Annotated in this window: 17 protein-coding genes; 9 read left to right on the top strand and 8 right to left on the bottom strand. The window is 54.3% G+C overall.

From position 1 onward, the window contains the following. Positions 1-141: 141 nt before the first annotated feature. Both FJ695_RS12520 and FJ695_RS12515 read right to left on the bottom strand, forming a co-directional pair. Complete coding sequence (locus FJ695_RS12520) at positions 142-873, bottom strand: SDR family NAD(P)-dependent oxidoreductase (protein WP_168206346.1); 732 nt, start codon at positions 871-873, stop codon at positions 142-144. Between the two features lie 69 nt (positions 874-942). Beyond that, the gene (locus FJ695_RS12515; protein ID WP_168206345.1) at positions 943-1545 is read right to left on the bottom strand and encodes a Crp/Fnr family transcriptional regulator; all 603 of its coding nucleotides are present in this window, start codon (positions 1543-1545) and stop codon (positions 943-945) included. A gap of 64 nt (positions 1546-1609) precedes the next feature. Here FJ695_RS12515 and FJ695_RS28020 point away from each other — a divergent pair, with 64 nt between their 5' ends. The 6 genes from FJ695_RS28020 to FJ695_RS12490 all read left to right on the top strand — a co-directional run bounded on the left by FJ695_RS28020 (position 1610) and on the right by FJ695_RS12490 (position 6251). Next, on the top strand, positions 1610-1777 hold the full coding sequence (locus FJ695_RS28020) for a hypothetical protein (RefSeq protein WP_168206344.1): 168 nt from the start codon (positions 1610-1612) through the stop codon (positions 1775-1777). A gap of 112 nt (positions 1778-1889) precedes the next feature. Then, positions 1890-2459 (top strand): carboxymuconolactone decarboxylase family protein, encoded by a 570-nt coding sequence (locus tag FJ695_RS12510; protein ID WP_141185761.1) that lies wholly within the window; start codon positions 1890-1892, stop codon positions 2457-2459. 50 nt (positions 2460-2509) lie between these two features. Beyond that, entirely contained in the window at positions 2510-3100 is a 591-nt protein-coding gene (locus FJ695_RS12505; protein ID WP_141185760.1) for a TetR/AcrR family transcriptional regulator, read from the top strand. Positions 3101-3202: 102 nt separating this feature from the next. Next, positions 3203-3856, top strand: coding sequence for a CoA transferase subunit A (locus FJ695_RS12500; protein ID WP_141185759.1), 654 nt, complete (start codon positions 3203-3205; stop codon positions 3854-3856). Continuing rightward, positions 3856-4509, top strand: a complete 654-nt coding sequence (locus tag FJ695_RS12495; protein ID WP_141185758.1) for a 3-oxoacid CoA-transferase subunit B — start codon at positions 3856-3858, stop codon at positions 4507-4509. The genes FJ695_RS12500 and FJ695_RS12495 overlap by 1 nt, the downstream gene beginning before the upstream one ends. 140 nt (positions 4510-4649) lie before the next feature. Next, entirely contained in the window at positions 4650-6251 is a 1602-nt protein-coding gene (locus tag FJ695_RS12490; protein WP_141185757.1) for a Na/Pi cotransporter family protein, read from the top strand. A 32-nt stretch (positions 6252-6283) separates the two neighbouring features. Here the strand turns inward: FJ695_RS12490 and FJ695_RS12485 are convergent, their stop codons facing one another. Continuing rightward, positions 6284-7747, bottom strand: a complete 1464-nt coding sequence (locus FJ695_RS12485; protein ID WP_141185756.1) for a PLP-dependent aminotransferase family protein — start codon at positions 7745-7747, stop codon at positions 6284-6286. Positions 7748-7830: 83 nt separating this feature from the next. Between FJ695_RS12485 and FJ695_RS12480 the strand changes: the two genes are divergently transcribed. Further along, a complete protein-coding gene (locus tag FJ695_RS12480) occupies positions 7831-8493 on the top strand; it encodes a pyridoxamine 5'-phosphate oxidase family protein (RefSeq protein ID WP_141185755.1) in 663 nt (220 codons plus the stop codon). 87 nt (positions 8494-8580) lie between these two features. Here FJ695_RS12480 and FJ695_RS12475 read toward each other — a convergent pair whose 3' ends face one another. Then, positions 8581-9132, bottom strand: a complete 552-nt coding sequence (locus FJ695_RS12475) for a lytic transglycosylase domain-containing protein (protein WP_141185754.1) — start codon at positions 9130-9132, stop codon at positions 8581-8583. A 348-nt stretch (positions 9133-9480) separates the two neighbouring features. Here FJ695_RS12475 and FJ695_RS12470 point away from each other — a divergent pair, with 348 nt between their 5' ends. Next, on the top strand, positions 9481-10170 hold the full coding sequence (locus tag FJ695_RS12470; RefSeq protein WP_141185753.1) for a transporter substrate-binding domain-containing protein: 690 nt from the start codon (positions 9481-9483) through the stop codon (positions 10168-10170). Positions 10171-10375: 205 nt separating this feature from the next. Here the strand turns inward: FJ695_RS12470 and FJ695_RS12465 are convergent, their stop codons facing one another. Both FJ695_RS12465 and FJ695_RS12460 read right to left on the bottom strand, forming a co-directional pair. Next, entirely contained in the window at positions 10376-11137 is a 762-nt protein-coding gene (locus FJ695_RS12465; RefSeq protein WP_141185752.1) for an N-acetylmuramoyl-L-alanine amidase, read from the bottom strand. After that, the gene (locus tag FJ695_RS12460; protein WP_141185751.1) at positions 11134-11829 is read right to left on the bottom strand and encodes a DnaJ family molecular chaperone; all 696 of its coding nucleotides are present in this window, start codon (positions 11827-11829) and stop codon (positions 11134-11136) included. The genes FJ695_RS12465 and FJ695_RS12460 overlap by 4 nt, the downstream gene beginning before the upstream one ends. Before the next feature lie 321 nt (positions 11830-12150). Between FJ695_RS12460 and FJ695_RS12455 the strand changes: the two genes are divergently transcribed. Continuing rightward, on the top strand, positions 12151-14295 hold the full coding sequence (locus FJ695_RS12455; RefSeq protein WP_209011024.1) for a bifunctional diguanylate cyclase/phosphodiesterase: 2145 nt from the start codon (positions 12151-12153) through the stop codon (positions 14293-14295). A 12-nt stretch (positions 14296-14307) separates the two neighbouring features. Here the strand turns inward: FJ695_RS12455 and arsH are convergent, their stop codons facing one another. Next, a complete protein-coding gene (arsH, locus tag FJ695_RS12450; RefSeq protein ID WP_141185749.1) occupies positions 14308-15015 on the bottom strand; it encodes an arsenical resistance protein ArsH in 708 nt (235 codons plus the stop codon). Continuing rightward, positions 15008-15421 (bottom strand): arsenate reductase (glutaredoxin), encoded by a 414-nt coding sequence (arsC, locus tag FJ695_RS12445; RefSeq protein ID WP_141185748.1) that lies wholly within the window; start codon positions 15419-15421, stop codon positions 15008-15010. The genes arsH and arsC overlap by 8 nt, the downstream gene beginning before the upstream one ends. Between the last annotated feature and the right edge of the window lie 6 nt (positions 15422-15427).

The following is a 15427-nucleotide window of genomic DNA, read 5'->3' as shown; positions in this document are numbered from 1 at the left end:
TGCATTCTCCCACATATTCCCCAAGGTCGCCCAACTAGGCTTTGTCCGGCGGTGCCTTGCCGACTGACTAAGGCACCGAGAACTCAAGTTGGCTTTTTACACAGGGTCATGCAAGCCCTGAACTTAATGCCGATTCTCCCACTAAGCAGCTTTCAGCATCCGGTAAGCCAAAGACGGCAGGAACCGGTGAAGTGTATAAAGGACAGGCACCCGGCCCAAGCGGATTTCGGTTTTTCCCTGTTCTAGTCCCCGAACAATGACATTCGCAGCGTCCGCAGGATGCAGCGCGTTTTCCTCCCGGCCGGCGGCCATCCGCGTTCTGATCAGATCAGGTACCACATCGGTGACCAATACCGGTGTTCCTTCCAACTGATAGCGCAAGCAGCGCGCGAACGTCGACAGGCCCGCTTTTGTAGCGCAATAAACCGGCGCAGATTGTTTTGGTACACGGCCCAGCGCCGACGAAATGAAGACGATCTGCGGCCGTACCGCTTTGCGGAGTAGCGGCATTAAGTCCGTGGTCAATTCGATAGGCGCATGCAGATTGATGGAAAGTTCAGCGGCGATCCGTTCCGGAACTGCGGCGCCTTTGGAGAAATCCGCTGAGACCTGAACGGCGGCATTGTGGATCAACAGGTCCACATCGACGTCCAGATCGTGGATCCCATCTACGAATTGCCTGCGGCCAGACGGCGTTGACAAATCGAGACAAAAGACGGTGGTATTTGGATATTCTTCCGAAACAGCCGTAAGGGCGCTCTCGGTTCGGCCACACACGATGACATTGTGTCCGCGGCCGGCATAGATCCGGGTCAATTCAAGCCCCAACCCAACAGCGCCGCCAGTGATGATGATGGTCTTTTTGATGCTCATGCCGGACGGCCTCCTGTTTCTGTTGACAGGAGCAATATCCGGCTGGCCAGAGATCGGCATTATACTGGGTTAAGAAGCACGCCTCCCAGTCCGGCGTGCCCGGATCCGCGACAGAGCAACCGGCGTAATCCCGAGATAAGACGCGATGTGATACAGCGGCAAACGCGGTGCAAGATCTGAAAAATCCTCCAGAAACAACTCGTACCGCTCGCCTGCGTCCATCAAGAGGAACGAGGCCTCCCGCTGTTCCTTCTTGACGGCAAGCTGGACAACAAAACGGTTCACTAGGCGCTCCAGACTTAAGTCGGTGGCTGCTTGTTTGCGAACGAACTCCATAGGCAGAGCGACGGTGATCGTCTCTTCCAGCGCCTGTGTGTGGAACGGGCTTGGCGCTCCCGACAGAAAGGTCGACATGCTGGTCACGACACCACCTTCTGACGCAAAGCTCTTGTTGTATTCCTTGCCGTCTCGGGTCAGGTAATAAAACCGGACCAGCCCTGATTGGACGAAGTACAGGCACTTCGGCCGATCTCCCGCAGCGAACAAACTATCCTCACGCTCAAATCGGCGCACCTCTGCATGGGTCCGAGCCGCGGCGGCCGTCTCTGAAGAAACCCCGCCCGTTTCCCGCAGCCAGTTTGAAAACGTTGTGAGAGCTTCTTGGTCGGTCAATTCTGTTCCGTTCTGTTGCTTTTTGTTTAGGCCAGGCCGCCAATCGATCAGCAAAGAGTTACTGGTGACATTTTGGGCAATCGAACTGGTTCTTTCCTATCAACGTCACCAGCAAAATCTATTGTCTGCGCTCCGCGTCGTCCAGCTCGTCAAACAAACCAATCAACTCCATCGCATATTGGATACGCAGATAGATGTCACCGGTTTGCGAGTGGTGCACACGATTTCTTGAGCGCGCATCTCATTCGCAGAAACAAGCCATTTTCGAGTTCAAATTAATTTTTGACTCTTAAGTACAAAATACCCATCTCTAGCGCGGCACTTTCGCCAAGATGGAGAGTTCGATGACTGATTTTCAATTGCACACACAAGAAACGGCACCGGATGGCGGGCCCGCTTTGCTCGACAACTCGATTAAGGCTTTTGGTATGATCCCGGGCCTGCACGCGGTGATGGCTGAATCCCCGGAACATCTTGAAGCCTATCAAAAGCTGCATGAGCTATTTCAGAAGACCAGTCTCTCAACGGTCGAACAAAATGTCGTCTGGCTAACGATCAATGTGGAACATGAGTGCCATTATTGTGTGCCGGCCCACACTGGTATTGCCCATATGCAGAAAGTCCCGAACGACGTCATCGAAGCTCTGCGTAACAAAACGCCCCTGCCAGACCCGCGCTTGGAGGCTCTTCGCGACTTCACCTTAAAAGTTGTCCGTCAGCGTGGTTTTGTCGATGATGCCGACGTTCAGATCTTCCTGGATGCCGGATTTACCAAACGCAACGTGCTCGACATCGTCCTTGGCCTGGCCCAGAAGGTTATGTCAAACTATGTGAACCACTTGGCGCAGACGCCGATCGACGCTGCATTCCAGAAATTTGCCTGGACAGCACCGGATCGTGCAGCTGCGGAATAACCCCTTGCCCGGCCGGGTTTCGGCCGGGCCGCCAACTTTTGATATGCTGTATGGCTGGACGACCAAAATCCTATGACAAAGACACGGCGATGGAGGCTTTTGTCGATGTGTTCTGGTCCAAGGGCTTTGACGCCACCTCCATTGACGATCTTCAAGCCGCCGCCGGCATCAAGCGCGGCAGCTTCTATGCGGCTTTCGGCGGCAAGGATGAGGTGTTTCAGGCCGCTCTTCAACGCTATTGGGACGAGGTGACCGAACCGGGCCTGTCCAGCTTAACCTCGAACAAATCGCCACTGGACAGTCTCGCAGAATTTATCCGGCACATTGGCGCATTCATGTCGGCCAACACCTTCCGCGGCTGCCTTTTGCTGTCTTCCGCGGTCGCTAAAACGGAACCTCAAACGGTCAAAGGCGCCGTCGCGGAGCACATGACCCAGATGGAAATCCACCTCAAGAGTCATTTGGAAAAGGATCTGGACCTCAATGCGGCCGGACCGGATTGTATCGAGGCCATCACCGCCTATGTTCTCACTGTGTTGATGGGCCTGAACGCTTTGGCCCGAACAGGTCATGACGGCAAAACGATTGCGTTGGCAGCAGACTGTGCTGCCCGGAGCCTCAAAGCCGAACTTTTCGTCTAAGCTCAATCGACCAAACCTCCCGCGTCGCACAATCTTCATTTGCATACGGCCCTGAAACCGTTAACGTTTATCGGTCGGCATTGGGGACTTGGGGGCGCATAGATGAAACATGCGGTCAAGGCGGCGGAAGCCGCTGAGATGATACCGGACGGATCAACTCTTTTGATTGGCGGCTTCATGGCCGTTGGATCTCCGCACAGGTTGATTGACGCTTTGGTGGCGCGTGGCGCCAAAAACATGACCGTAATCGCCAATGACACCGCGATGCCCGGCAAGGGTATCGGCAAGCTGATCAGTGCCGGTTCCGTCACCAAGGTGATTGCCTCCCACATCGGCCTTAACCCGGAAACTCAACAGAAGATGATTTCCGGCGAAATCGATGTCGATCTGGTGCCGCAAGGAACGCTGGTCGAGCGGATCCGCGCTGCAGGCGTCGGCCTTGGCGGGATCCTGACGCCCACAGGTCTCGGCACCCTGGTAGAAGAGGGTAAGCAGCGGATTGAGGTTGATGGCAAAGCCTATCTGCTTGAAACGCCGCTCGGCGGCGACTTTGCCCTGATTGCGGCACATCAGGCCGATTATGTCGGCAATCTGGAGTATTCACTGACCGCGCATAATTTCAATCCGATCATGGCAATGGCCGGATCAACTGTGATCGCCGAACCGCAAACCATCGTTCCAGTCGGTGTGATTTCGCCTGATGCGGTCAAAACACCGGGAATTCTTGTGGATCATCTGCTGGAGAGGGCGCACTGATGGATGCCAAGGAAATCATTGCCCGCCGGGTGGCCCAGGAAATTCAACCCGATACACTGGTCAATCTCGGTATTGGCCTGCCGTCAATGGTCGCCAACTACCTTCCCAAAGATGTCCATGTTTTCTTTCAGGCGGAAAACGGTGTCATTGGGCTCGGCGCCCGGCCGCCGGAAGGTATGGAAGATCCGGACTTAACCGATGCCGGTGGCGGGTTTGTGACCGCGGTACCGGGGGCAGCATCCATTGACAGCGCTATGAGCTTCGGCTTGATCCGGGGCGGTCATCTGGACACAACCGTTTTGGGCGGTCTTCAGATTGATGAACGCGGCTATCTCGCCAATTGGATGATCCCGGGCAAGATGGTGCCGGGCATGGGCGGCGCAATGGACCTGGTTGCTGGCGCCAAACATGTCATTGTCGCCATGGTGCACACCGCCAAGGGCAAACCCAAGATCCTGCAGAAATGCGAATTGCCGCTGACCGCTCAACGCCGCGTCAGTCTCATCGTCACTGAAATGGCGGTCATTGAGCCCACCGACGATGGTCTTGTTCTGAAGCAGACCGGTCCAAACACCAGTGTTGACGATGTGATCTCTGCGACAGAGGCCAACTTGATCATTCGCGGTGACGTTCCGCAAATGAAGCTCTCTTAAAAAGGCGGTCTTCGGCCAGCGCAAAGAAAGACCGGCTCTGCTCTCGAAATCGTAGAAACTAGCCTGCGAGGTAAACCTGTTCTCAATTTGTAGGTAAATTTCCAGATGATCCAACGCAGGCTTCAGTCCTAAACTCGGGCATGTTGCAATCTATCATCACCGTCTTTGGTGGGCTCGGCCTGTTTCTGCTTGGCATGCATTTGATGACCAGCGGGCTACGGCAGCTGGCTGGAAACCGGCTCCGTCAATTCCTTCAAAAGTCGACGCAAACGCCGCTCGCAGGGGCCGTGTCGGGAGCACTGGCCACGGCCGCCTTGCAGTCTTCCAGCGCCACCACTGTCGCCACCGTCGGATTTGTCAGCGCTGGCTTGATGACCTTCCCGCAAGCGCTGGGTGTCATATTCGGGGCCAACCTCGGCACGACGATCACCGGCTGGATGGTCGCGCTGCTCGGTTTCAAACTCAAAATCGGCTTGCTGGCGCAGCCTTTGATTTTTGCCGGTATTCTTGCTCAGTTGTTCGGCAAGGGACACTGGAAACCGTTCGGGCTGGCAATTGCCGGTTTCGGACTGTTGTTTGTTGGCATCGATACACTCACTCAAGGCTTTTCGATCCTGGAAGGCAAAGTGACACCCGATGATTTCCCAGGAGATACGCTCTTTGGTCGGTTCCAGCTGGTCTTGATCGGTATTGTCATCACGCTCATCACCCAGTCATCCAGCGCCGGTGTAGCAACGGCTTTGGCAGCTCTAACTGTCGGAGCCATTTCCTTTCCTCAGGCGGCCGCACTGGTCATCGGCATGGATGTCGGCACAACCGCAACGGCTGCCCTTGCAACTGTTGGAGGATCAGTTGCTTCCAGGCGCACCGGATTTGCCCATGTCCTCTACAACCTGCTGACCGGGTTCTTAGCGTTTTGGCTGCTTGTTCCACTCGGATGGCTCGCTGCTTCTGCAGGGGCCAGTCTCGATCCGCAGGTCGCACTCGTCGGCTTCCATACGGTGTTTAATCTCATCGGCGTGTTTGCAGTCGTTGGATTCACCAATCAATTTGCCCGGCTGATCATGCTGTTAATCCCATCAGGTGAAACGGACCCGGCCGAACGCCTCGACGAGACTTTGCTTAATGATCCGGCCAGTGCCCTGGATGCAGCTGACGCTGCCGTTCGGGACCAAGCAACCCTTATGTTTCAAGCTTTATCTAATCAGCTCGGACCGGATGGTGACAGCACAGCCGAAATCCCTCTGGACGCGTTTGATCAATCAATCGACACACTCCGCAGCTTCGTAAACCGTATCCGGACAGGACCGGAAGATCCCCGCTCCCATGACAAGCATCTGAAGCTCGTACATGTGCTCGACCATATGGACAGGCTTTCCGGCCGGCTTCGGCAGACAGACCGCATCCTGACCATTCAGTCGACAGAAGAACTCACAAGGCTTGCCCGGCAGCTTGCCAAACTCGCAGGTGAATTTTCAGCACCTTCTTCTTCAAGGGAACTGCCTGTTGAATTTGATAATTTGAGGAAGTGCTTTCGCGAAGAACGGTGGCGCTACCGCCATAGTGTCCTTGATCTCGCGTCCAGAGATCAGATTGACCTTGAAAACGCCTTCTCCCGCGTCGATGCGGTGCGTTGGCTGCACCGCTCCGCCTATCACCTTTGGAGGATTTCCGCCCATCTGAATGGCAAAGCGCCGAAATCCGGAACCCGTTTTGAAGCAACATCCAAAGTGATTGAATAACTCTGATTTGGATCTGCATAGGAGGTTCGGATCTAAGCTGAGTTCAGGACCTCTTTCAAAACACTGACCCCGCCTTGGATCTGCGCATCAGAGGCGCCGGCAAACCCGATGATCAGTCCAGGTTTGGGCTGTGCGTCCAGATAACAGACACTCAAGGGCGACACGGAGTAACCGCGCGCTTGCATGGCTCGCGCGATCTTTAGATCCTGCAGATCTTCATTCAGCCGCACAGTTACCTGCACATTGCCCAAGGGAGGGTCTACCGAGATTTTATTGCCGAGCCTTTCCTTTAGAGCTCCTACCAGCGCCAAGCCGCGCTGCTGGTAAAGCGTGCGGATCTTTTTCAAGTGGGCCCGGTAATGCCCGCTGTCGATGAAATCTGTCAGGGCAATCTGAGCATGAACATTCACCAGCTGCCCCATGTTCCGGAACGCGGAGCCAAGTGGACCTGCCAAATCCTTCGGAACGACCACATAAGACACCCGCAGTCCGGGTAAAAGGCTCTTTGAAAAGGTGCCCATATAAATCACTTCACCAGCATCTGCGAGGCCTTGCAGAGCAGCTACCGGGCGGCCTTCAAACAAAAACTCACTGTCGTAATCGTCCTCCAGAACGGTCGCGCCCAATTGAGCTGCCGCCTCGATCAACGCAAGACGGCGGGCCAAGGGCATACGCGCGCCAAACGGATACTGATGCGAAGGGGTCACATAGATAAGACGTGGGCTCGGATCATTGTTGAAAAGGCTCTCCGGCAGGACGCCGAACTCATCGACCGGAAGTCCTTTGATATTGAGACCTGCACCGTAAAAGGCGGTTCGCGCCCCCATATACCCCGGATCTTCGATCCAGGCCGTGTCACCGGGATCAGAAAGCGCCGCTGAAATCCCTGCAAGGGCAGCTTGCATAGATGGCACAATCAATACCTGATCCGGCGAGGCGCGGACGCCCCGTTCACTGGCCAGGTACTCAGCCAGTACCTTTTTGAGCGGCGGATAACCTGAAATGTTTTGATAAAGAAGGTCCGGGGTCTGCACCGTTCGGGCCGCGCGCCGCAGACAACGAGCCCACAGTTCATAGGGGAAGGCGTCCAAAGCTGGGGCCCCAGGCTGCAGAGCCCCATGGCGCTGCCCCCAACTGTCGCCGCGCAAATTTTCTGCAAGTTTACGGCCCCGGTCTGACAACCCTCGAACTGGCCGCGGCACATTCTCGTCTGTTTTAGAGCCCTCCGGGCTTGCCCCTTCCACAACTACGGGTGCGGCGCCCGGCCTGATTTCAACAATTCCCTCAGCCTTCAGCAACTCATACGCGGCATTGACCGTATTGCGCGATATGGCGTGTTGATGCGCAAAACTGCGCGACGACGGCAGGCGCATACCCGCCTTAAGACGGCCCTGCCCCACCGCCTCCCGAAGCGCCCGGTAAATCTGCTGGGACAGCGGAACTGCCGAGCTGCGGTCAAGGTCGCACACCCCTTCCGGAATCTTTGGTACTTTCATTTTTTTAAAACCGGATCTTTTTAAAGAACCAGTTTACCGGCCATAACCAAGGCACTCAAGATCCAGAACCAAAGAACATTGATATGAAACACGAAAAACCCGACCTGCCGCCCTATGCAAAAATCCGGCAAATGAACCGGGGTGGGTATGACAAGGACCTAGCCTACGAAATTCTGGATGCCGGCCTCATCGCGCATTGCGGCTTCATTCACGAAGGCCGGCCAATGGTGATCCCAATGGTCTATGCCCGGATTGGTGACAAATTGTACATTCACGGAGCCAGCACGACCCGGATCATCAAGGACAACGAGGCGGGTGTTCCAGCCAGTTTGGAAGTGACACTGCTCGACGGCCTGGTGTTCGGACGCTCCGCGTTCCACCATTCCATGAACTTCCGTTGTGTGATCGTGCATGGCACCGCGCGACTGGTGGAAGACCTGGAAGAAAAACACACCGCTCTTGCCGCAATTACGGATCACATGGCGCCTGGCCGCTGGGATGAATGCCGGGAGATGCTGCCCAAGGAGCTAAAAGCAACCGGCGTTTTGGTGCTCGACATCGAGCATCTCAGCACCAAAGTGCGTGACGGCGCCCCGGTGGATGACCCTATTGATATCGGTACGGACATCTGGGCGGGCGTTGTGCCCGTTGCAACTGGATTCGGACAACCGGTTGTAGCCACAGATGTCCCCGATGGCATTAAGCCGCCGGCCTCCATTCGAGCTGCGAAGCAGAAGTTTGCCTGAGTTGGATAGCCAACCGATTTTGAAAAGAAAAACCCCGCTGCGAATGCAACGGGGTTTCCTGCCCACGAGTGACCGCCCTGTCACAAGTTAGCTTGACGCCAGAATGCGTTTTACTTTTTTGCAGTAGCGGGCGCTGATCGGATTCATGCGCTTGGCATAGTGACCAGCGTTGTAACGCAAAATGGTTCCGCACAAATCGCCATTGGCCCGTTTGTGCGCACCGGCAAGGTATTTCATGCCCCATTCCAGATTGGTCTCTGGGCGATAAAGCGCCCTGGTAGATCCGCGGTAGCCCATGCCCCGCGCGGTCGCCGGCTTGATTTGCATGAGGCCAACTTCACCAGCTGCGCCGCGTGCTTTCGGATTGAAGTTGCTTTCGACTTCTACAACAGCCCGGGCGATTTTCATGGGGACACCATGCTTTTTCGCCGCCTTGTGAATCATCCGCGCATACTTATCTTTGCGGGGATCACCAGTTTTGATGTTGTCCCGGGGAGTGAACAGTGCGGCGAGACCACGCGGACCATCGTCCGCCGTGCCGATATTGCGGGTTTCAGCAGAAACAGACTGCGCCGTTAAGATGAGGGTATAGGCAAGTACACAGAGTGCCCCAGTAGCTTTATTTATCGACCGTAACATTCGTTCAGCTCTTTTGGTTCTTGTTCAACGATTTCCGGGGGCGGAGAAATGGCGGAGCTATGAGACCAAATTTGGCGCGAAATTATCACGAATTATTTCAAAATATTTCAATATTTTACTGATTTTTGCAGTGCAGCATCGTGTGTTTCTGCAATTTGTGACCAAGTTCGGGCAGGTGCCTGTTCAAACCGGGGCAGGAGTGCACAAATTCAGACCACCAGCCTCACAGAGACTTGATGTGGGGACATCGGAAACACTGTCTCCGTCTTTAGGACAACTGTGCGTGATACGATCGGTGTAATAAGGTGACAACTCAGTCATATTGGCCACCCAAAAGTCCCTTTTGAAATGATCAAGCAAACGCATCTTTGCATTTGGACAACCACGGTAGCCGCCTACTTGACGTATTTGCTGTTGCCAGCATCTGCTAACCAGGATTGCCTGACAATTCTTTCCTCCTTCACAAAAACTGAGCAGCAGATTCTGCCATCCTTGCAGGCCAAATTCGCCGAGTATGAAATATGTGCCACCTTCAAATTCGCCAGGGCAGATGAGGCAACTGCTCTACTGCAGGACAACAGAGCAGACGGAGAGTTTTTGCGGACAAGCGACTATCAGGCCAAAGTTTCTGATTTTGCTATGATGATCGCTGAGCCGGTAGTGGATGGACACGGCCTGCTTGTCACCGGCGCTGATGTCCTACCGTCGTTCAAACATCTTAAAGGCAAATCCATCGGTGTGATGCACGGTTATGTCTGGCAAGAGAAAGTCTTTCCTAAAGACGCAACAAAGTCCTTTATCCAAGATTACAAATCTGGCCTCGCCATGCTTCAAAGAGGCCAAATATCAGGACTGTTGATCGATAGCCTCAATTACTCAATTTACAAAGAAAACTACGGAAACCTTCAGACTAAGCAAGTCACTGCAAAAAAGTATGGGTATTTGTTTCTACATAATCGCCATAAGAACCTGGCCCCGCAAATCAGCTGGGCGATCACAGCATGGAAGAAGGAGTTTTACCGGGTGAGTTCTAACTAAGTTTGAGAGGCGAAGTCGTTTGCAATCATAAACATCACTAACGTCACGCGCGGCTAATAAGGTCGATTGTTCCCAATCTCCAGGCTCATCTTTTTCTGCACGCGCGCCATGAAAAACTGGCCCCAATATCAACGCTGCGATTGTGAAATGGAAAACAGAACTTGCGCGCCGGACCGGCCACTCCTTCTAACTAGGAGAAAAACAATTATGCCAGCGTTGGCAGCTTTGCCAATAGCCTGTGAAGGGTTTCAATCGTCGATTCATCGATAACCCCATCCACTTTCGCAGGCCGGAAATGCCGCTGAAATGCCATTACAACTTGTTTTGTTCTTCCGTCAAATTTCCCTGTAATTTCAATATCATAACCATAAAGAGCCAGCATCGACTGAATCGCTTCGACAGGCTGCCCCTGATCGCCTTCCTGCATCATCATCCCGGATTCAATTGTTTCAGGCTCAACAAAATGCCCCACACCTGCTTTTGCGAGCCTGGCCCAGGGAAACAGCTCGCCAGGATCTTCTTTCCGGTTGGGGGCTATGTCTGAATGCGCAAGCACCATCCAGGGATTGATCTTGTGCCGTCCACAAATATCCAGGCACAAGGCGATGACCGCCTCGATCTGTTCGTCCGGAAAAGGACGGTAGCCGAATTCATGGCCGGGATTGACGATCTCAACACCGACCGACCTGGAATTGATGTCGGCGTCGCCTTTCCAGAAGCTTTGACCCGCGTGCCAAGCGCGCCGGGCTTCAGGCACACATTGCAAGATGGAGCCATCTTCATCGACGAAATAGTGGGCTGAAACCTCAGCACGTGGATCGCACAACCGTTGCAGGGCGTCCTGCGCCGTAGGCATTCCGGTGTAATGCAGAACCAGCATGTCGATCGGTGCTCCATCGGGCCGTTGGCCGTGGTTTGGAGACGGATGGACCCGTGCTTTTACCCCTGTGTCGGTTGCAACACTCATATGCCCCTTTCCGCGCATACCTGCGCCCAAGCTTCATTCAGGGCGGCCAGCCGGTCATTGGCGATCCGAACAAATTCCTCAGGAACTCCGCGGGCAATCAGCCGGTCAGGATGCGTGTCCTGAACTTCCCGCCGGTAATGGGCCTTCACTTCCGCATCACTGGCGCCTGCTCCTATTCCCAGAATCTCGTAGGGATCACCGTCTTTGCGGACATGACGGGCTAGTACTTTGGAAAACTCGCGCTCGTCCAGCCCAAAAACCTCGGCCACATGGGAAAGGTAGCCTATTTCGCTCTGATGGACGACGCCGTCAGCTTTGGCAATGTGAAAAAGACCATCCAGGATATCGAGCAAGGTCTTCCGGTCATAGGGAAAAAGATCGGCAAGTTTTTTTGCGTAAACTTCATAACCAGCAACATCTTCCTGTGCCAGATTAAACAGCCGGGTAACATTGCGCTCTTCCTTTGGCGGCACGTCGAATAGTTCCCGGAAAGCAATGACTTCATCGACAGTCACGACCCCATCTGCTTTGGCCATCTTTGCGGAAAGTGCGATCATTGCGACTGTAAAACCAACCGTCCGGGTTCCCTCAGGCCGGGCAAGCACAAGCTGGACAAGCCGGTCGACAACTTGCGCACCGCCGCTGCCGATGGCACTGACAATGCTCCCGATGCTGCTCCAGACGTTTACCATTCACTTCCTCCATTGCGGCAGCATCCATATCGGACACCACCAGCCGGCTCACCGGGCAGTTCAATCCCAAGCCGGAAACTGAGTTCTATCGATCCGTATCTGATTTGACCAGAAATCCGCGGTGCACAATGACCTTTTGGACAGTTTAAAAGTCGCATACGCGACGCAGCGTCACGAATTCCGGAAAGCACGGGAAAACAAGCCGATTCATGATGGTTAAAGGATTTTGCCATATCGTTGGGAAAATATTTGTCCGAGATGGTATCGCGCCGAATGGCTACTTCCTTAGTCAGAAGTAACATTGTTATATTTTTCATATCCATGTCGCTGGTTTTACTGCTGGCTGCCGGTGTTTATGCAAGCAATCGTCTATTGACCCATTGGCTGCTGGTTCGCAGTCTGGAACAGACTTATTCGGATACGTCTGACACCGTTTACGGCATTCTTCAAACGAGCGAGACAAACGAAACCGATAACCGGCTGGAAACCCTTACCGGACTTCGCACAACACTCACCGGCGAAGGCCTATCAAAAGCTTATCACCAGCAAATCGCATCGCTGAAAGAAGCACTTCAATCCGAAGGCGCGCATCCGGAAGTTCTTGAGTTTTCGGTCCTACCTTCAGCGATCGAAATGCGGGATGGACCTCAAGCTGCAACATGGTCTGCGCCAGAGTGGGAAAGCAGCCACAAGTTTCTGTCACCGCAAACCCTGATGAAAGCAAAGTTAGCCGCGTCTGGTCGAGAGGGCATCAAGGCAATACCGGATATGAACCTTACCGGGACGTTTGGTTCGACTGCGATTGTAACTTTTCCGGCACAAGATGCCTCAGGGCGCAGTCTCATTGTTCTGACTGGGACGTCGGACATCATGACGAGCCTTGCTCCTTTACTGTTGTCGGTCAGCGCATCGATCGGCGCCTTGTGTTTGGTGTCATTTCTGTTTGCCGGCATCCTTTTGTGGATGCGCTTCCGCGATCAACTGCGGACAAACCGGAACATCCAATATCTCGCGCACCACGACACTTTGACCGGCCTTCCAAACCGCGCGGTGTTTAACGCACGTCTGACCGAGGCGCTACGGTTTGCTCAGGCGAAGGCTTCGAACATCGGCGTAATGATCATTGATGTCGATAAATTCAAGGAAATCAACGATACCCACGGCCACGGCATCGGCGATGTGTTTCTTCAGATCATTGCCGAGCGTTTGAAATCAGTGTTCGGCGGTCATTTGGTTTCCCGATTGTCCGGCGACGAATTCGCGGTGATGCTGACTTCCGTGTCTGACACAGCCAGGATGACCCGGTTGGCCACAGACATGATTAGTGCGACGGAACTCCCCTGTTCGATCGACGGCCGGGAAATCAAGATTTCCCTGTCCATCGGCCTGGCCAGAGCGACCGATGGCTCTTGGCGGTCCTCCCGCTTGCTTCACTGCGCCGATCTTGCCCTTTACCGGGCCAAACACAGCGGCCGATCAACATTTTGCTGGTACACGCCTGAACTCGATGCCGAAGCGCAAAAACGCAAAGAAATTGAACAGGGGCTCATTAAGGCGCTGAAGTTCGATCAGCTGAAATTGAAATATCAGCCACAGTACGCGCTAGCCGATGGCTCTTTGAAAGGCTACGAGGCATTGATCCGGTGGGAACATCCCACCAAGGGGATGATCCGTCCGGACTTGTTCATTCCTGTTGCAGAGGACACCGGCCTGATCGAGGAAATCGGCAACTGGGTTCTCGAAAATGCCTGTAAGCAAGCAGCCCTATGGCCGAACCGCAACCGGCGGGTTGCGGTTAACATGTCGCCCGCCCAATTTGTTGCCGGAGAGACGCAAAAACGTGTTGCAAGAGCCTTGCAATCCTCTGGACTGGATCCGAAACGACTTGAAATCGAGATTACGGAAAGCCTGCTGATCTCCAACACGGATGCCGTCATCCACACGCTCCGACAAATACGGGACATGGGTGTCTCCATTGCGATGGACGACTTTGGCACCGGGTATTCGTCGTTGAGCTACCTCAGTTTGTTCCCGTTCGACAAGATCAAGATCGACAAGGCATTCATTCAAGATCTGGGCAAGGACGCCAGTACCGACGCAATTGTCACATCAATCGTTGGCCTCGGCCGCTCCCTTGATGTGACCATCACCGCTGAGGGAGTCGAGACTGAAGAGCAAGCCATCTTGCTACGCGCCGCGGGCTGCGACCTCGTGCAAGGCTATCTCTATGGTAAACCTGATGATGTTCAATTCCATGAAACGAACCAGCCGGACATGACGATCAAGGCCCGCCCAGCCGTAAATAAGCTGACTGTCAAATCCGCGAAGCCTCATATTGAACTCAAACCGGCAGTTCACGATCAAGCAAGAGACGATCCGAACACACCCGAACCGGAAACAGCGAGCGGAAATTCATTTGATGAAAACGCTCAGGTCCAAAGACCCGTCGCCGCGTTAGGAACTTAGACTAAAAGCAACCTACGCTGCCCCCTGTTTTTCCCGTTCGGTTTTTCGTTCAGAATACCGGTCTACCAGATAATCAGACCGTCCGCGCACGAGCAGTGTGAACTTCATCAGTTCTTCCATGACATCGACAACCCGGTCATAGAGTGGCGATGGCAGCATCCGGCCCGCGTCATCAAATTCCGTGTACGCCTTAGGCACCGAAGACTGGTTCGGAATGGTGACCATCCGCATCCAGCGACCCAAGATCCGCATTTGGTTGACCGCATTGAACGACTGGGATCCGCCAGACACCTGCAGCAAGGCAAGCGTTTTGCCCTGCGTTGGCCGGATCGCGCCGGTGCTGAGCGGGATCCAGTCGATCTGAGTTTTCATGATCCCGGTCATGGCCCCATGGCGCTCGGGAGAACACCAGACTTGGGCTTCCGACCAAATACTCAGGTCCCGGAGTTCGGCCACCTTCGGATGACTGACATCGGCATCATCGGGCAGCGGGAGACCGGACGGATTAAAGATCCGGGTTTCCGCGCCAAACGCCTCCAACAGCCGAGCAGCTTCCTCGACCAAAAGCCGGCTGTAGGAGCACTCGCGCAAAGATCCGTACAAAAGCAAAATTCTGGGCGGGTGGCTGACTGGGTTTTCCCGCGCGACATCATCGGTCGTGACCTGCCTGACATCATCCGGACTGATATTCGGCAGGTCTGACGCAGCTTCATCAAACATTCGAAGATCCCGAAGAGACGATTTCACCGTCTTCCTTGGTGAAGGACCCGATGTCTTCCGGCAGCAGGTCCAACACTTTTTCCGAAGGCCGGCACAGGCGCGCGCCCTTTTCACTAACAACAACCGGACGGTTGATCAGGATGGGGTGCTCCATCATGAAGTCGACCAGCTGATCGTCACTCCACTTGTCGTCGCCAAGCCCGAGATCGTCAAAAGGTGTTCCTTTCTGACGCAGCAGCTCGCGAACAGGAATATTCATTTTGGAAATCAAATCCACCAATTCCTCACGAGAGGGCGGGGTTTTTAGATATTCGATCACGGCCGGTTCGACACCGGCTTTTCGGATCATTTCCAAGGTATTCCGCGAGGTACCGCATTTCGGATTGTGGTAGATGGTAATGTTCATGAGCCA

The sequence above is a fragment of the Labrenzia sp. PHM005 genome (genome assembly GCF_006517275.1).
Classification (GTDB): Bacteria; Pseudomonadota; Alphaproteobacteria; order Rhizobiales; family Stappiaceae; genus Roseibium.
This window is presented reverse-complemented; position numbering and strand designations above follow the sequence as displayed.